The sequence below is a fragment of the Nonomuraea sp. NPDC047529 genome (assembly GCF_040642995.1).
In the GTDB taxonomy this organism is placed as follows: domain Bacteria; phylum Actinomycetota; class Actinomycetes; order Streptosporangiales; family Streptosporangiaceae; genus Nonomuraea.
This window is the reverse complement of the sequence record NZ_JBEYTJ010000023.1, coordinates 90,184-104,374: the sequence shown is the minus strand read 5'-3', so window position 1 is coordinate 104,374 and position 14,191 is coordinate 90,184. Positions and strand designations below refer to the sequence as shown.

Sequence of the window (14,191 nt, the reverse complement as noted above, 5' to 3'; positions counted from 1 at the left end):
GGCCCGGCAAACGGTTTTTCGCCAGGCTAACGCTCGGGCACGTGCCTGAAGGCGCGCACGGTGTAGAGCAGCGCGACCAGGGCGGTCAGCGCGAGCAGCAGGTAGCCGACCGTGTACGACCCGGACGCGCCGTAGACGGCCCCCATCACCAGCGGCGGGAAGTACCCGCCGAGCCCGCCGGCCGCGCCCACCAGGCCGGTCACCGTCCCCACCTTCGACGCCTCGACCAGCTTGGCCACGAGGGCGAAGACGCCGCCCGTGCCGAGGCCGAGGAAGCCGGCGATGAGCACGAAGCACGCCCCGGCGGGCACCTCGGCGGGCGGCCGGAACGACAGCGCGACCGCCATCACGACGGTCCCGGCCAGCGAGATGAGCAGCACCTTGACCGGCCCGATCCGGTCGGACAGGGTGCCGCCGGCGGGCCGGGCGGCGACGGCGGCGATCGAGAACCCGGCCGCGCGCAGCCCGGCGCCGGTCTGGGCGAAGTGGTAGACGTTCTGGAGCAGGGTGGGCAGGTAGGTCGAGAACGCCACGAAGCCGCCGAAGGTGACGGCGTACAGGAAGGCGCACTGCCAGGTGGCCCTGATCTTCGTGGCCTCGCGCATCCGGGGCAGGGCCGGGGCGGTGGCGGGCGACCAGGCGGGGGAGTCGCGGCTGCCGCCGATCATGATCACGCCCATCAGGGCGAGCACCGCGGCCATGAGCAGGTGCGTCGGGAACCGGCCGAAGTCCTCGACCAGGCGAGGGGTGAAGAACGACGACAGCGCGGTCCCGCCCATGCCGGCGCCGAACACGCCGGTGGCGAAGCCTCTGCGCGCGGGCTCGTACCAGGCGTTGACGAACGGGATGCCGATGGCGAACGACGTGCCGGGGATGCCCAGGAGGAACCCCCAGAACAGCAGCCACCCGTACGAACTGGACAGGCCCACGAGAAGGACGGGCACGATCGACACGAAGCAGATGATCGCGAACATCCGCCGCCCGCCGAGCCGGTCGGCCAGCACGCCCACGGGGATGCGGCCGAGCGAGCCGACCAGCACCGGGATCGCGACCAGCAGCGAGGTCTGTGTCGGGGAAAGGTGCAGTTGCCTGCTGTAACTGCCGGACAGGGGACCGATGAGGTTCCAGGCCCAGAACGTCACGGCGAAGGCCGCCGTGGCCAGCGCCAGGTTCCGCACCTGACCTTTACGAAGCACAGCCATATACCCTGTGTAACAGAGAGTCACTTTCTGTGATGAAGTGGGGGTATGAGTGCCGAGGATCTCCTGCTGAAGACCGGCCGGTTCCTCCGCAGATCGGCCACCAGCGGCGACCTGCGGACCCTCTACCTGAAGGGGGGCACGGAAGGCGACGCCTTCTACCGCGACCGGTGGAGCCACGACAAGGTGGTCCGCTCGACGCACGGCGTGAACTGCACGGGCTCGTGCTCGTGGAAGGTGTTCGTCAAGGACGGCATCATCACCTGGGAGACGCAGGAGACCGACTACCCCGGCGTGGGCCCCGACCGGCCCGACTACGAGCCGCGCGGCTGCCCTCGAGGGGCGGCCTTCTCCTGGTACACCTACTCGCCGACCCGGATCCGCTACCCGTACGCGCGGGGCGTGCTGGTCCAGCTCTACCTGGAGGCCAGGGAGCGGCTGGGCGACCCGGTCGCCGCCTGGGCCGAGGTCACCACCGACCCGGACAAGAGAGCGGCCTACCAGGGCGCCCGGGGCAAGGGCGGTCTCGTCCGCGTCACCTGGGACCTGGCCGTCGAGATGGTCGCGGCGGCGCACGTGCACACCATCCAGGCGTACGGGCCCGACCGGGTGGCGGGGTTCTCCCCCATCCCGGCGATGTCGATGGTCTCGCACGCCGTCGGGTCCCGGTTCGTGTCGCTGATCGGCGGCACGATGCTCTCCTTCTACGACTGGTACGCCGACCTGCCGGTGGCCTCCCCGCAGGTGTTCGGCGACCAGACCGACGTCCCGGAGTCGGCCGACTGGTGGGACGCCGCGTACCTGATGATGTGGGGCTCCAACGTCCCGGTCACCCGCACGCCGGACGCCCACTGGATGGCCGAGGCGCGCTACCGGGGCCAGAAGGTCGTGGTGGTCTCCCCCGACTACAGCGACGCGGCCAAGTTCGCCGACGAGTTCCTGAGCGTGCGTCCCGGCACGGACGGCGCCCTGGCCATGGCCATGGGGCACGTGCTGCTGAAGGAGTTCTTCGTCGACCGCCAGGTCCCCTACTTCACCGACTACGTCAAGCGCTTCACCGACCTGCCCTTCCTCGTCACGCTGCGCGAGCACGAGGACGCGTACGTGCCGGACAAGTTCCTCACGGCCAAGGACCTGGGCTCGGCGGAGGAGGCGGCCGAGTGGAAGACCGTGCTCATGGGCGGGTCCGGCGAGCCGGTGGTCCCCAACGGCTCGGTCGGCTTCCGCTGGACCGACTCCGGCGAGGGCCGCTGGAACCTCGACCTGGACACCGACCCGAAGCTCACCCTGTACGGCGGCGAGTCGGCCCAGCTCCTGCTGCCGCGCTTCGACGGCGAGGGCGCCCTGCGCAGGGGCGTACCCGTCGCCCGCGTCGCCGGACGGCTGGTGACGACGGTGTTCGACCTGCTCCTGGCCCAGTACGGCGTCCCCAGGCCCGGCCTGCCCGGCCTCTGGCCCGGCGGGTACGACGACGCGGAGCAGCCGTGCACGCCCGGCTGGCAGGAGCCGGTCACCGGCGTCCCGGCCGAGCGGGTGGTCAAGATCACCCGCGAGTTCGCCAGGACGGCCGAGACCACCCGCGGCCGATGCATGATCATCATGGGTGCGGGCGCCACGCAGTGGTTCCACGGCGACACGATCTACCGGGCGTTCCTGTCGCTGCTGCTGCTGACCGGCTGCCAGGGGCGCAACGGCGGCGGCTGGGCCCACTACGTCGGCCAGGAGAAGTGCCGCCCGCAGAGCGGCTGGGCGGTGCTGGCCGGCGCGCTCGACTGGTCGCGGCCGCCCCGGCAGGCGCCCGGCACGCCGTACTGGTACCTGCACACCGACCAGTGGCGTTACGACCGGTTCGACGCGGGCGCCCTGACCTCGCCGCTCGGGCCCGGCGCGTTCCGCGGCAGGCACACTGCCGACCTGGTGGCCGAGGCCGTGCGCAACGGCTGGATGCCCATGTCGCCCGCCTTCGACCGCAACCCGCTGGAGCTGGGCGAGCACGAGGACCCCGTGGCGTACACGCTGGAGGAGCTGCGGCAGGGCAGACTCAGGCACGCCGCCGACGACCCGGACGACCCGGCCAACTGGCCGCGGGTGCTGACCCTGTGGCGGTCGAACCTGCTCGGCTCGTCGGCCAAGGGCAACGAGTACTTCCTGCACCACCTGCTGGGCGCCACGTCCAACCTGGAGCACCCGGACGAGGAAGCGCCGAGGGGCAAGCTGGACCTGCTGCTCACGCTCGACTTCCGGATGACCTCCTCGACGATCTACTCCGACGTCGTGCTGCCCGCCGCCACCTGGTACGAGAAGTACGACCTGTCCTCCACGGACATGCACCCGTTCGTGCACGCCTTCAACCCGGCCATCTCGCCCCCCTGGGAGACCAGGACGGACTTCGCGGCCTTCCACGCCATCGCCAGGGCCTTCAGCGCGCTGGCCAAGGAGCGGCTGGGGGTGCGCAAGGACGTCGTGGTGGTCCCGTACCAGCACGACACGCCGGGCGAGACCGGGCAGCCCGGCGGGCGCGCGTCCGGCACGCCGGAGCCGACGCTGAAGGTGGTCGAGCGCGACTACGGCGCGGTCGCGGAGAAGCTGGCCGCGCTCGGCCCGCTCACCGAGGAGCTGGGCCTCCAGGTCAAGGGCGTCACGTTCACGCCGGACGAGGAGGTCGCCTGGCTCGGCCAGCGCTGCGGCCTGGTGCCGCGCGGCGTCGCCAAGGGCCGGCCGGAGCTGGACACCGACGCCAAGGCGTGCGAGACGATCCTCGCGCTGTCGGGCGTGAGCAACGGCAGGCTGGCCGCCCAGGGCTTCCGCCAGCTCGCGCGGCGCACCGGCGGCAACTTCGACGACCTCGTGGACGAGGGCCACCGCATCGTCTTCGCCGACACCCAGGCGCGGCCCACGCACGTCGCGGCCAGCCCGGAGTGGTCCGGCAAGGAGGCGCACGACCGCCGCTACTCGCCGTTCACGATCAACGTCGAGAACGGCAAGCCCTGGCACACGCTCACCGGCCGCATGCACTTCTTCCTCGACCACGACTGGATGCACGAGTACGGCGAGGCCCTGCCGATCTACCGCCCGCCGCTGGACATGGCCGAGCTCTTCGGCGAGAGCGCCACCCTGCGCTACCTGACCCCGCACTCCAAGTGGTCGATCCACTCCGAGTACCAGGACAACCTGCTCATGCTGTCGCTGTCGCGCGGCGGCCCGACCATCTGGATGTCCACCGAGGACGCGACCCGGCTCGGCATCGCCGACAACGACTGGATCGAGGCGGTCAACCGCAACGGCGTCGTCGTGGCCAGGGCCATCGTGTCCCACCGGATGCCGAAGGGCACGGTGTACATGTTCCACGCCCAGGACCGGCTGATCGACGTGCCGAAGTCGGAGGAGACCGGCCGCCGCGGCGGCATCCACAACGCGCTGACCAGGGTCCTGATCAAGCCCACGCACATGATCGGCGGCTACGCCCAGCTCTCGTACGCCTTCAACTACTTCGGCCCCACGGGCAACCAGCGGGACGAGGTCACCACCATTCGCCGCAGGTCGCAGGAGGTGCGCTACTGATGAAGATCATGGCTCAGATCGCCATGGTGATGAACCTGGACAAGTGCATCGGGTGTCACACCTGTTCCGTCACCTGCAAACAGACCTGGACCAACCGTCCCGGCGTCGAGTACGTCTGGTTCAACAACGTCGAGACCCGCCCCGGCCAGGGTTACCCCCGCCGGTACGAGGACCAGGAACGCTGGCGGGGCGGCTGGAAGCTCGACCGCAGGGGCCGGCTGACGCTCCGCGCCGGAGGACGGTTCCGCAAGCTGGCGAACATCTTCGCCAACCCGCTCATGCCCTCCATCCAGGACTACTACGAGCCCTGGACCTACGACTACGAGAACCTGACCCGCTCCCCGCTCTCCGACGACGTCCCGGTCGCGCCGCCGAGGTCGCTGATCAGCAACGAGCCCATGAAGATCCGCTGGAGCGCGAACTGGGACGACAACCTGGGCGGCGACCCGTCCCCCGACCCGGTGCTGGGGAAGCTGTCGGAGCAGGTCAGGCTGGAGTTCGAGCAGGCGTACATGTTCTACCTGCCGCGCATCTGCGAGCACTGCCTGAACCCGTCGTGCGTGGCCTCCTGCCCGTCGGGGGCCATGTACAAGCGGGCCGAGGACGGGATCGTCCTGGTGGACCAGGACAGCTGCCGGGGCTGGCGGATGTGCGTGACGGGGTGCCCGTACAAGAAGGTGTACTTCAACCACCGGACCGGCAAGGCCGAGAAGTGCACGTTCTGCTACCCGCGGGTCGAGGTGGGGCTGCCGACGGTGTGCTCGGAGACCTGCGTGGGCCGCCTGCGCTACCTCGGGGTCCTGCTGTACGACGCCGACCGGGTGAGCGAGGCCGCCTCGGTGCCGGACGAGCGCGACCTGTACGAGGCCCAGCTCGGCGTCTTCGTGGACCCCGACGACCCGGCCGTGGCCACGTCGGGGCTGCCCGCCGACTGGATCGAGGCGGCCCGCAGGTCCCCCGTGTACGACCTGATCATGAAATATCGCATAGCGCTCCCCCTGCACCCGGAGTACCGGACGCTGCCGATGGTCTGGTACGTCCCGCCGCTCTCCCCCGTCGTGGACGCCCTGGCGAACACCGGGCACGACGGCGAGGACGCCGACAACCTGTTCGCCGCCATCGAGTCGCTGCGCATCCCCGTGGAGTACCTGGCCGAGCTGTTCTCGGCGGGCGATCCCGTGCCGGTGACGGCCGCGCTGCGCCGCCTGGCCGCGATGCGCTCGTACATGCGGGGGGTCAACCTGGGCCAGGAGCCGGTCCTGCCGGACACCGGCCTGACCGAGGACGACATCAAGGCCATGTACCGCCTGCTGGCCCTGGCCAAGTACGACGAGCGGTACGTCATCCCGACCGCGTACGGCAACGTGCCCGGCGTGGTCGAGGAGGCCGGATGCAGCCTCGACTACTACGGCGGCCCCGGCATGCAGGCCCCCTTCGGGGAGGCGTCGGGCAAGCCGCTCCCGGTCTCCGTCGAGTCCTTCCACGGCCTCAAGGACCGCCAGACCAGCGACGAGATCACCCACGACCGGGTGAACCTCCTCAACTGGGACGGCCGGGGCAGGCCGGCAGGGCTCTTCCCGCCGAAAAAGGGAAAATCATGAACAAGGCCGTGATCTGGCAGGCCGCCGCCCACCTGCTCGCCTACCCCGACGAACGTTTCCACCGCCGCCTCCCGCTGATCAGGGAGGCCGCCGAACCGCACTTCGCGGCGTTCCTGGCGCGGATCGCGGACATGGAGGCGGGCGACCTGGCAGCCCACTACGTCGAGACGTTCGACCTGCACCGGCGCTGCTGCCTCTACCTGACCTACTACACCGACGGTGACACCCGCCGCCGCGGCGCGTCCCTGGCCGCGCTCAAGCAGCGTTACCGCGTGGCCGGGTGGGAGCTGATGGAGGACGAGCTGCCCGACTTCCTGCCGGTCGTGCTGGAGTTCGCGGCGCTCGACCCGTCCGGCGTGGCGGTGCTGAGGGAGCATCGCATCGGGCTTGAGCTGCTGCTGTCCGCCCTGACCGGGCTGGGCTCGCCGTACACGGAGGTGATCGGGGTGGTCTGCGCGGCGCTGCCGCCGCTCACGTCCGCCGAACGCGCCGCCGCGCAACGCCTGGCCGCAGGGGGGCCGCCGGCCGAGACCGTGGGAGGCTACCGGTGAGCTGGGGCGAGAGCATGCTCTGGACGGTCACGCCGTACGTCACCCTGGTGATCTTCATCGGCGGGCTGGTCTGGCGGTACAAGTACGACAAGTTCGGCTGGACCACCCGGTCGTCGCAGCTCTACGAGAGCCCGCTGCTCCGCGTGGCCAGCCCGGTGTTCCACTACGGCCTGATCTTCGTGATCATCGGGCACGTCACCGGCCTGCTCGTCCCGATCTCCTGGACGGACGCGGTCGGCGTGTCGAACGAGGCTTACCACGCCAACGCCCTGATCTGGGGCGGCCTGGCCGGGCTGGCCACGCTGGTGGCGCTGGTCCTGCTGGTCTACCGCCGCCGTACGAACGGGCCCGTCTTCCTGGCCACGACGAAGAACGACAAGACCATGTACGTGGTGCTCGCCGCGGCCATCATCGCGGGCGTGGTGACGACGGTGGCGGGGTTCGTGCCGAGCGAGGTGAGCTACCGGACGACGGTCGCCCCCTGGTTCCGCGGCATCTTCGCCCTCAACCCGGACACCGCGGCGATGGGGCAGGCGAGCATCCTTTACAAGGTGCACACCGTGATCGGGATGGCGTTGTTCGTGCTTTTCCCGTTCAGCCGCCTCGTGCACGCCCTTTCGGCGCCGATCACCTATTTGTTCCGCCCTTACATCGTGTATCGGGCCCGGTCCCGATAGCGCGCCGCACCGCCCGGAACGGGGGCGGGTGCGCCAGAATCGTTGGCTGTGGAGCACGGGTACACCAACAGCACGGTCGGCGACGGCGCTCTGGTCGTCAAGTGTTACCAGGGCCCGGAGGCCGCCTTCAGGCTGGGCACGGAGAGCAGGTACCTGCGCCGCCTGCGCGGCCGGCTGCCGGTCCCGCGGGTCCACCAGATCACCGCCACGAGCCTGACCACCCGCTTCGTGGCCGGCGTCCACGGCCAGGACCTCCTGGACGAGGGCCGCGCCGCCGAGGTGCTGGCCGAGTGCGGCCGGGTCCTCGCCCGCATCCACCGCCTCGGCATCGTGCACGGCGACTACGGGCCCCAGAACCTGCTGTTCGACCCCGCCACGTTCGAGACCACCGCGATCCTCGACTGGGAGTGGGCCCATCCGGGCCGGCCGGTGGAGGACCTCGCGTGGTGCGAGTGGATCGTCCGCAGCCACCACCCCGAGCACGTGTCCCTGCTGCCGCGCTTCTTCGACGCCTACGGCGGCCCGGTGCCGGCGTGGACCGAGCGGCAGGCGTCGATGGTGGCGCGCTGCCGCGACCTGCTGGAGTTCTGCGGGCGGTGGGAGCCGGGCGGGGGCGGCGAGAAGCTGTGGCGGGAACGCCTCGACCTCACGGCCGCCTGGAGCGCCTGACGCGCCCCCCGGTGCCCGAGCCCCGGGGGCCGAGGCTCGGACGTCCTGACGGATCAGCCGCAGTGGCTCCAGCCGCTGGTCCACACGTACGGCGACTCGTCCCAGGCGCCGCCCCACTTGACGCAGGTGTTGCCGGCGGACAGGATCACCGGTCCCGCGTACGACTTGAACTCACCGGCGTCGGACTTGGTCGCGCCGCCCTGCACGCTCAGCGTCGCCCGCATCCACCGCGTGTACGGCGTCTTGTTGACCGTCACGACGCAGTTCTTGCCGGTGCCGGAGTTGTAGGACAGGTAGATCGTGCCCAGCGCCGTGCTGCCGGACTTGAACGGGTGCGAGTCGATGACGCGGAACCCGGACCCGCACACGCCGGCCGGGTCCACGGCGGCGGTGGCGGCCTGGGCGGGCAGAACGCTCGCCAGCCCGCAGGCGAGCACACCCGCGGTGAGGAGCGTCTTGGTGATCGTGCGCATGTTCATCCTTACTGTCGCTCTTGATCGTCCGTCAGCTTCGCGCAGCAAGTGATCAACAAGGCGAACAGCAGGCGAACAACACACAAATGCGATTTCGGCTCCCCCGTAATCCACGGCCTTCCCGGCCCGGCCAGGGACGACCGCGCAGGTACGGCGGGGTCACCCCAGAGCGGCGGCGAGCCGCGTGATCTCGCCCACAGCCGCGCCGAGCCCGGCGATCTCCGCCGCGCTGAGCGTCGGGTTGGCCTCCCGCCTGGCCCTGGCCGCCGCCAGATGCTCCTCCCCCGGCAGGGCGTCGCCGAGCCCGGCCAGCAATCCGCCCAGGGCGGCGTGCGCCACGTCCGCGATCCCGGTCTCCGGCCGCACCGCGACCTCGGCCAGGATCACCGCGGACATCGCGCGGTCGAGCGCGGGCGGCCCCTCCTCGGCGTTGGCCCAGTCGATCACCATCGGCCCCCGGGGCGTCCGTTCCATCACCAGGTCGGCCGGCCCGTGACCGCCCGGGTACACCCGCGGGACGGGATAGCCGCGGGCCGCCACGTGGGCCATGACCTCCGCCTCCCGGCGGCTGTCCACCGGGAACCGGTTGCGCCGCAGCACCCGGCCGTCCCCGAGTGCGTACACGTCCGCGGTGCGGCCCGTTCCCAGCAGCTCGCCGATCTCCATCAGGGCCCTTCTTGTGATGTCGGAGAAGTGTCGCGCGACATGCGCCCCGCTTTGGGGCAGGATCCCACCATGGTGTCGGTATTGCAGAACGTCGCGATCGACTGCGCGGATCCGTACGAGCTGGCCAGGTTCTGGAGCGAGGTGACCGGCTGCCCCGTGCACCCGGAGGACCGTCCGGGGGACGAGGAGACCCGGGTGATGCTGCGGGAGGGCCCGATCCTGCACTTCAACAAGGTGCCGGAGCCGAAGGCGGTCAAGAATCGGCTGCACCTGTGCCTGCGTCCCGACTCCACGCGTGACGAGGAGGTGGCACGCCTGGTGCACCGGGGGGCCACCCTGATCGCCGACCTCCGCGAGCCGGACGGCACGGGCTGGGCGGTGCTCGCCGACCCCGAGGGCAACGAGTTCTGCGTCCTGCGCAGCGCCGCCGACCGCGCCGCCGCCGCCCACCCGTAGGCGGATCCCGCGCACGGGGGCAGGCGCCCATAAATGCCGCATTAGATAAAATGAGTGGGAATTCCTCCCTGGTCCAGCCAAACTGATCACCAACCAGCGAGGAGATCTGAATTCATGCCGAACCAGCCCGCACCGAATTTGCTGTCGTGGGCCAGCGAGATCGACGAAGGCGCGATCATGCAGGCCGCACGTACCGCCCGCCTGCCATTCGTCTCCGGCCACGTCGCTCTCATGCCTGACGCGCATGTCGGTATCGGCGCGACGGTCGGCTCGGTGATTCCCACGGAGAATGCCATCATTCCCGCCGCCGTCGGCGTGGACATCGGCTGCGGCATGGTGGCCACGGAAACGACGCTCACGGCCTCGGACCTTCCCGACACCCTGGCCGCCCTGATGCCGATGGTGGAGCGCCGCATCCCCGCCGGGGTCGGCAAGGGCCACGAGGACCCGTCGATCGACCGTACGCTGAGCGACCTCGGCGTCCCCTACACCGACCTCGACCCGAAGCAGACCAGGAAGGTGGCCGAGCAGTTCGGCACCCTCGGCTCCGGCAACCACTTCGTGGAGGTCTGCCTCGACGAGCGCGACCACGTCTGGACGGTCCTGCACTCGGGTTCGCGCGGCATCGGCAACCAGCTCGCCCAGATGCACATCACGGGCGCCAAGAAGCTGATGAGGAAGCAGGCCGTCGGCCTGGAGGACCCGGACCTCGCGTACCTCGTCCAGAGCACGCCGGAGTTCACCGCGTACATCGAGGACATGCTGTGGGCCCAGCACTACGCCATGGCCTCGCGTGCCCGCATGGACAAGGTGCTCATCGACGCCCTGTTCAGGGTCGTCGGGACGGGCCGGCGCGTCCGCACGATCAACTGCCACCACAACTTCACCCAGCAGGAGACCCACTACGGCAAGTCCCTGTGGATCACCCGCAAGGGGGCCATCAAGGCCGACACCGGCGACGAGGGCGTGATCCCTGGCTCGATGGGCACCCGCTCCTACATCGTGCGCGGCCGGGGGAACCCGGAGTCGTACAACTCCTGCTCCCACGGTGCGGGACGCCGCATGTCGCGCACGAAGGCGAAGCGGGAGTTGTCGGCCCGCTCGCTGACCGAGGCGATGAAGGGCCGCACCTGGAACGCGGACCGCGCCGCCGCCCTGGTGGACGAGCACCCTGAGGCGTACAAGCCGATCGACCAGGTGATGGCCGACCAGAAGGACCTGGTCGAGGTTCAGCACACCTTGCGCCAGATCTTCAACTACAAGGGCTGACCGGGGATGTCCCGCCCGCGGGACATCCCCTGCGTCATCGCTGTTCTCCCAGCTCCCGGAGCGACACTGACAGCATGCCGAATTGCACTCACGGTGAGTCGCCTGAAGTGCAACGTCGTCGCCCGAGGGAGGCGATGGTTGGGGTGGACCCCGACAGAGGAGCAGCGACATGGTCAGGCGAAGAGCGGACCGGGAGCCACCGACCGAACTGACCGCCGGCGCGGTCGGCATCATCGTGGTGGGCTTCGCCACCCAAACAGGCCCATTGCACGCCACCTGGGTCGCACAAGGAGCTGCCGGGACGATCTCCCTGATCCTCCTCCTTCTCACCGCCCTCGCCCTGCTGGGAACGCTGGCCGCCTGGACGACGGCTAAGTACAGTTCCGTTGCGAGGGCGATGTATCCGCGGCTCGCCATGACGGGAATCCTCCTGTTCGTGGCCTGGCTGTTCACGGCGACCGCGTTGCCGGGCTGATCCACGACCGCTAGGAATGGTGATGCAGCCACCTCCAGACGCAGGCGGCCCCTCCGCCTCCTCCTTCGCCTTCTGGGAATCCCTGCAGCCGGAGGATCGGGATCACCTTGAGTCCGTCGGCCACCTCCGGCGTTTCCAGGCGGGCAGCATCCTCATGCGCAGCGGCGATCCCGCCGAGGAGGTGCTGGTCGTGCGGAAGGGCGTCGTGCGGATCTACATCGCCGACGCCGAGGGGCACGAGGTGATGATCAACGTCCTGGGAGTCGGCGCGGTCGTCGGCTCGTTCGAGGCCGTGGAGCAGGACGGCCGGATCGCGACGGCACAGGCGATCAACGACGTCGTCGCGCTGTCGCTGACCATTGAGCAGTTCGTCGGTTTCCTGAACTCCCACACAGAGGGCTGGGCCCTCATGTGCAAGATCCTGGTCGGGCACATTCGACAGTCGAACCGCGCGCGACTGGCCTATCGCGTGCTCGACGCGCGCCAGCGACTGGCGCTTTCCATTCTCGACAACCTCGACGCCCTACAGAATTACTACGACGAGAGCCCCGAGGAGAAGAACACCCTCCCCTTCAGCCAGAACGAGTTGGCGGGCATCATCGGAGCAAGCCTTTCCACCGTCGCCCACATACTCGCCGGCTGGCGCAAGCGCGGGATAGTCAGGACTCGCAAGAACTCCTTGGTCGTCGACGACACGCTTGCCCTCCGCAAGATAGCCGGGAATCCCAAGTGGATGGGATGACCCGCGCGGCATTCGATCAGCGGGAGCGGACGTGAACCGATACGACTATCTGGCCCACATCCTCGACTCGGACCGAACAGATCCGGGAGCCGTCTTCTGGACCGCGCTCACCCCGGACGAGCAGCAAGCCCTCGCCGACCTCAGCCAGGAGCAGCTCTTCCACCGCGACGAGCCGCTCATGAGAATCGGGGAGCCCCCGATCTGCGTGATGGTCATCCAGTCCGGCTTCGCGAAGGTGCTGTATTCCGACGCCGAACGCACCGACTGCCTGGTCACCGTCATCGGACCGGGAAACCTGGTGGGAGAGTTCGAGGCCATCGACGGAGGGCGGCGCCGGGCCACCATCGTCGCGCTCGACGAGACCCGGGTCTACCGGCTGAGCACCAGGAAGTTCCTGGACTTCATCGAGGAGCACCGGCACGCCGACCTGATACTCAAGCAGTCGCTCATCTCCAGGTTCAGGGAGGTCAACCGGATGCCGCTGTCCATGGCGTCACGCAAGCCCTCCCAGCGGCTCGCGCTGCTCCTGCTCGACCTGCTCTCGCGCTACGGCACCGACGGCCCCGAAGGGCGCTGCGTGACGGTGCCGCTGACCCAGGAGGAGATCGCCAACTGGGTCGGGGTCAACCGCCAGATCGTCAACAAGCTCCTCGGCTCGTGGCGAAGCGAGGGCATCCTCCGTGTGGCCCTACGTCAGGTGACGGTGCTCGACGCCGATCGCCTGCTTCAGCAGGCGTACCGGCGGTCCATTGGCTAGGGTGACCGACATACGCCCTGTATGCGCGCACCCGGGAGATATACCGTTGAGTACGGCCCGACCCCTCCGACTGCTTGTGGCGGCGGCCTCGTGCGGCAGGCCGAAGGCGTGTCCATGAGCGGTCCCGTCGCCGAGAGAACGGGGCGCACATGATCGCCGTCGCCGACCAGCCGGACGAGCACCCGCTGGTCCACCAGGCGCTCGTCTACTCCAGCGACGCCGGTTTCCTGGCGGTGGCCGTCCCCTTCTGCCGCGACGGGCTGGCCGCGCGGGAGAAGGTGCTCGCGGTGACCACCGCCGCCAACATCGCCCTGCTCACGCGGGCCCTCGGCGACGACGCCGGCGGGGTCGAGTTCGTCGAGACCGGCGGCTGGTACGACGCCCCGGGCCGCACCCTGGCCGCCTACGGCCGCTACCTGGACGGCAACCCCCGGGTCAGGGTCATCGGCGAGCCCGTCTGGCACGGCCGCACGCCGCTGGAGGAGACCGAGTGGACCCGGTACGAGTCCGCGGTCAACGCCGCGTTCGCCGCCCGGTCCGCCTGGATGGTCTGCGCCTTCGACGAGCGCGCGGTGCCGGGCCGGGTCGTCGCCGGCGCCCGGCGTACCCACCCTGGGCTGCTGACCGGCGACGGCCCCCGTGCCAGCCCGGACTACGTCGAGCCCGGGTCCTTCACCTGCGCCGCCGATCACGACCCGCTCCCGCCGCCGCCTCCCGGGGCGGCCGCGCTGCGCTTCGACGGCGACCTGCACCGGGTGCGCCGGCACGTACGGGCGACCGCCGAACGGCTCGGCCTGTCCCGCGCCCTGACCGACCGCCTGCTGCTGACCGTCAACGAGGTCGCCGCCAACGCCGTCGAGCACGGCGGCGGACACGGCGACCTCGCGATCTGGACCGACGGGAACGCCGTCGTGTGCGACGTGACCGACCCGGGGAAGCTGACGGCCGTCCTGCCCGGCTACCTGCCGCCCGCCCCGACCGCCCTGCGCGGGCACGGCCTGTGGGTGGTCCGCCAGCTCTGCGACCTGCTGGAGGTGCGTTCCGGCCCCTCCGGGACCCGGTTCCGCCTGCACCTGAACCTGCTTCCCGGCTGAG

The 14,191-nt window shown here is 70.1% G+C and carries 14 protein-coding genes; 11 read left to right on the top strand and 3 right to left on the bottom strand.

All coding sequences use genetic code 11. From position 1 onward, the window contains the following. Positions 1–26 precede the first annotated feature (26 nt). On the bottom strand, positions 27–1,202 hold the full coding sequence (locus ABZ815_RS31230) for an MFS transporter (protein WP_357704207.1): 1,176 nt from the start codon (positions 1,200–1,202) through the stop codon (positions 27–29). A 45-nt stretch (positions 1,203–1,247) separates the two neighbouring features. Between ABZ815_RS31230 and ABZ815_RS31225 the strand changes: the two genes are divergently transcribed. Genes ABZ815_RS31225 through ABZ815_RS31205 form a run of 5 tightly spaced genes read left to right on the top strand, consistent with a single transcriptional unit; the run spans position 1,248 to position 8,258 of the window. Further along, positions 1,248–4,760, top strand: coding sequence for a nitrate reductase subunit alpha (locus ABZ815_RS31225; protein ID WP_357704205.1), 3,513 nt, complete (start codon positions 1,248–1,250; stop codon positions 4,758–4,760). Next, on the top strand, positions 4,760–6,361 hold the full coding sequence (gene narH, locus ABZ815_RS31220; protein WP_357704203.1) for a nitrate reductase subunit beta: 1,602 nt from the start codon (positions 4,760–4,762) through the stop codon (positions 6,359–6,361). Before ABZ815_RS31225 ends, narH begins: the two co-directional genes overlap by 1 nt. After that, positions 6,358–6,912, top strand: a complete 555-nt coding sequence (gene narJ / locus ABZ815_RS31215) for a nitrate reductase molybdenum cofactor assembly chaperone (protein WP_357704201.1) — start codon at positions 6,358–6,360, stop codon at positions 6,910–6,912. Before narH ends, narJ begins: the two co-directional genes overlap by 4 nt. Next, positions 6,909–7,589 carry a respiratory nitrate reductase subunit gamma gene (narI, locus tag ABZ815_RS31210; protein WP_357704199.1) on the top strand — a complete coding sequence of 227 codons (681 nt, stop codon included), beginning with the start codon at positions 6,909–6,911 and terminating at the stop codon, positions 7,587–7,589. Before narJ ends, narI begins: the two co-directional genes overlap by 4 nt. 48 nt (positions 7,590–7,637) lie before the next feature. After that, the gene (locus tag ABZ815_RS31205) at positions 7,638–8,258 is read left to right on the top strand and encodes a phosphotransferase (RefSeq protein WP_357704197.1); all 621 of its coding nucleotides are present in this window, start codon (positions 7,638–7,640) and stop codon (positions 8,256–8,258) included. A 53-nt stretch (positions 8,259–8,311) separates the two neighbouring features. Here the strand turns inward: ABZ815_RS31205 and ABZ815_RS31200 are convergent, their stop codons facing one another. Next, the gene (locus ABZ815_RS31200) at positions 8,312–8,731 is read right to left on the bottom strand and encodes a spore-associated protein A (protein ID WP_357704195.1); all 420 of its coding nucleotides are present in this window, start codon (positions 8,729–8,731) and stop codon (positions 8,312–8,314) included. Positions 8,732–8,890: 159 nt separating this feature from the next. Next, positions 8,891–9,397: a phosphotransferase gene (locus tag ABZ815_RS31195; protein ID WP_357704193.1), complete on the bottom strand. Its 507-nt coding sequence runs from the start codon at positions 9,395–9,397 to the stop codon at positions 8,891–8,893. A 69-nt stretch (positions 9,398–9,466) separates the two neighbouring features. On the opposite strand from ABZ815_RS31195, the gene ABZ815_RS31190 reads away from it, so the two are divergent. From ABZ815_RS31190 to ABZ815_RS31165, 6 genes are all read left to right on the top strand, one after another. Further along, positions 9,467–9,853, top strand: a complete 387-nt coding sequence (locus ABZ815_RS31190; protein ID WP_357704192.1) for a VOC family protein — start codon at positions 9,467–9,469, stop codon at positions 9,851–9,853. Positions 9,854–9,967: 114 nt separating this feature from the next. Next, the gene (locus tag ABZ815_RS31185) at positions 9,968–11,122 is read left to right on the top strand and encodes an RtcB family protein (RefSeq protein WP_357704190.1); all 1,155 of its coding nucleotides are present in this window, start codon (positions 9,968–9,970) and stop codon (positions 11,120–11,122) included. Between the two features lie 169 nt (positions 11,123–11,291). Then, on the top strand, positions 11,292–11,597 hold the full coding sequence (locus ABZ815_RS31180) for a hypothetical protein (RefSeq protein WP_357704188.1): 306 nt from the start codon (positions 11,292–11,294) through the stop codon (positions 11,595–11,597). Positions 11,598–11,619: 22 nt separating this feature from the next. After that, positions 11,620–12,339 (top strand): Crp/Fnr family transcriptional regulator, encoded by a 720-nt coding sequence (locus tag ABZ815_RS31175; RefSeq protein ID WP_357704186.1) that lies wholly within the window; start codon positions 11,620–11,622, stop codon positions 12,337–12,339. Between the two features lie 31 nt (positions 12,340–12,370). Beyond that, positions 12,371–13,096 carry a Crp/Fnr family transcriptional regulator gene (locus ABZ815_RS31170; RefSeq protein WP_357704184.1) on the top strand — a complete coding sequence of 242 codons (726 nt, stop codon included), beginning with the start codon at positions 12,371–12,373 and terminating at the stop codon, positions 13,094–13,096. Between the two features lie 149 nt (positions 13,097–13,245). Continuing rightward, complete coding sequence (locus ABZ815_RS31165) at positions 13,246–14,190, top strand: sensor histidine kinase (RefSeq protein ID WP_357704182.1); 945 nt, start codon at positions 13,246–13,248, stop codon at positions 14,188–14,190. The last annotated feature ends 1 nt before the right edge of the window (position 14,191 follow it).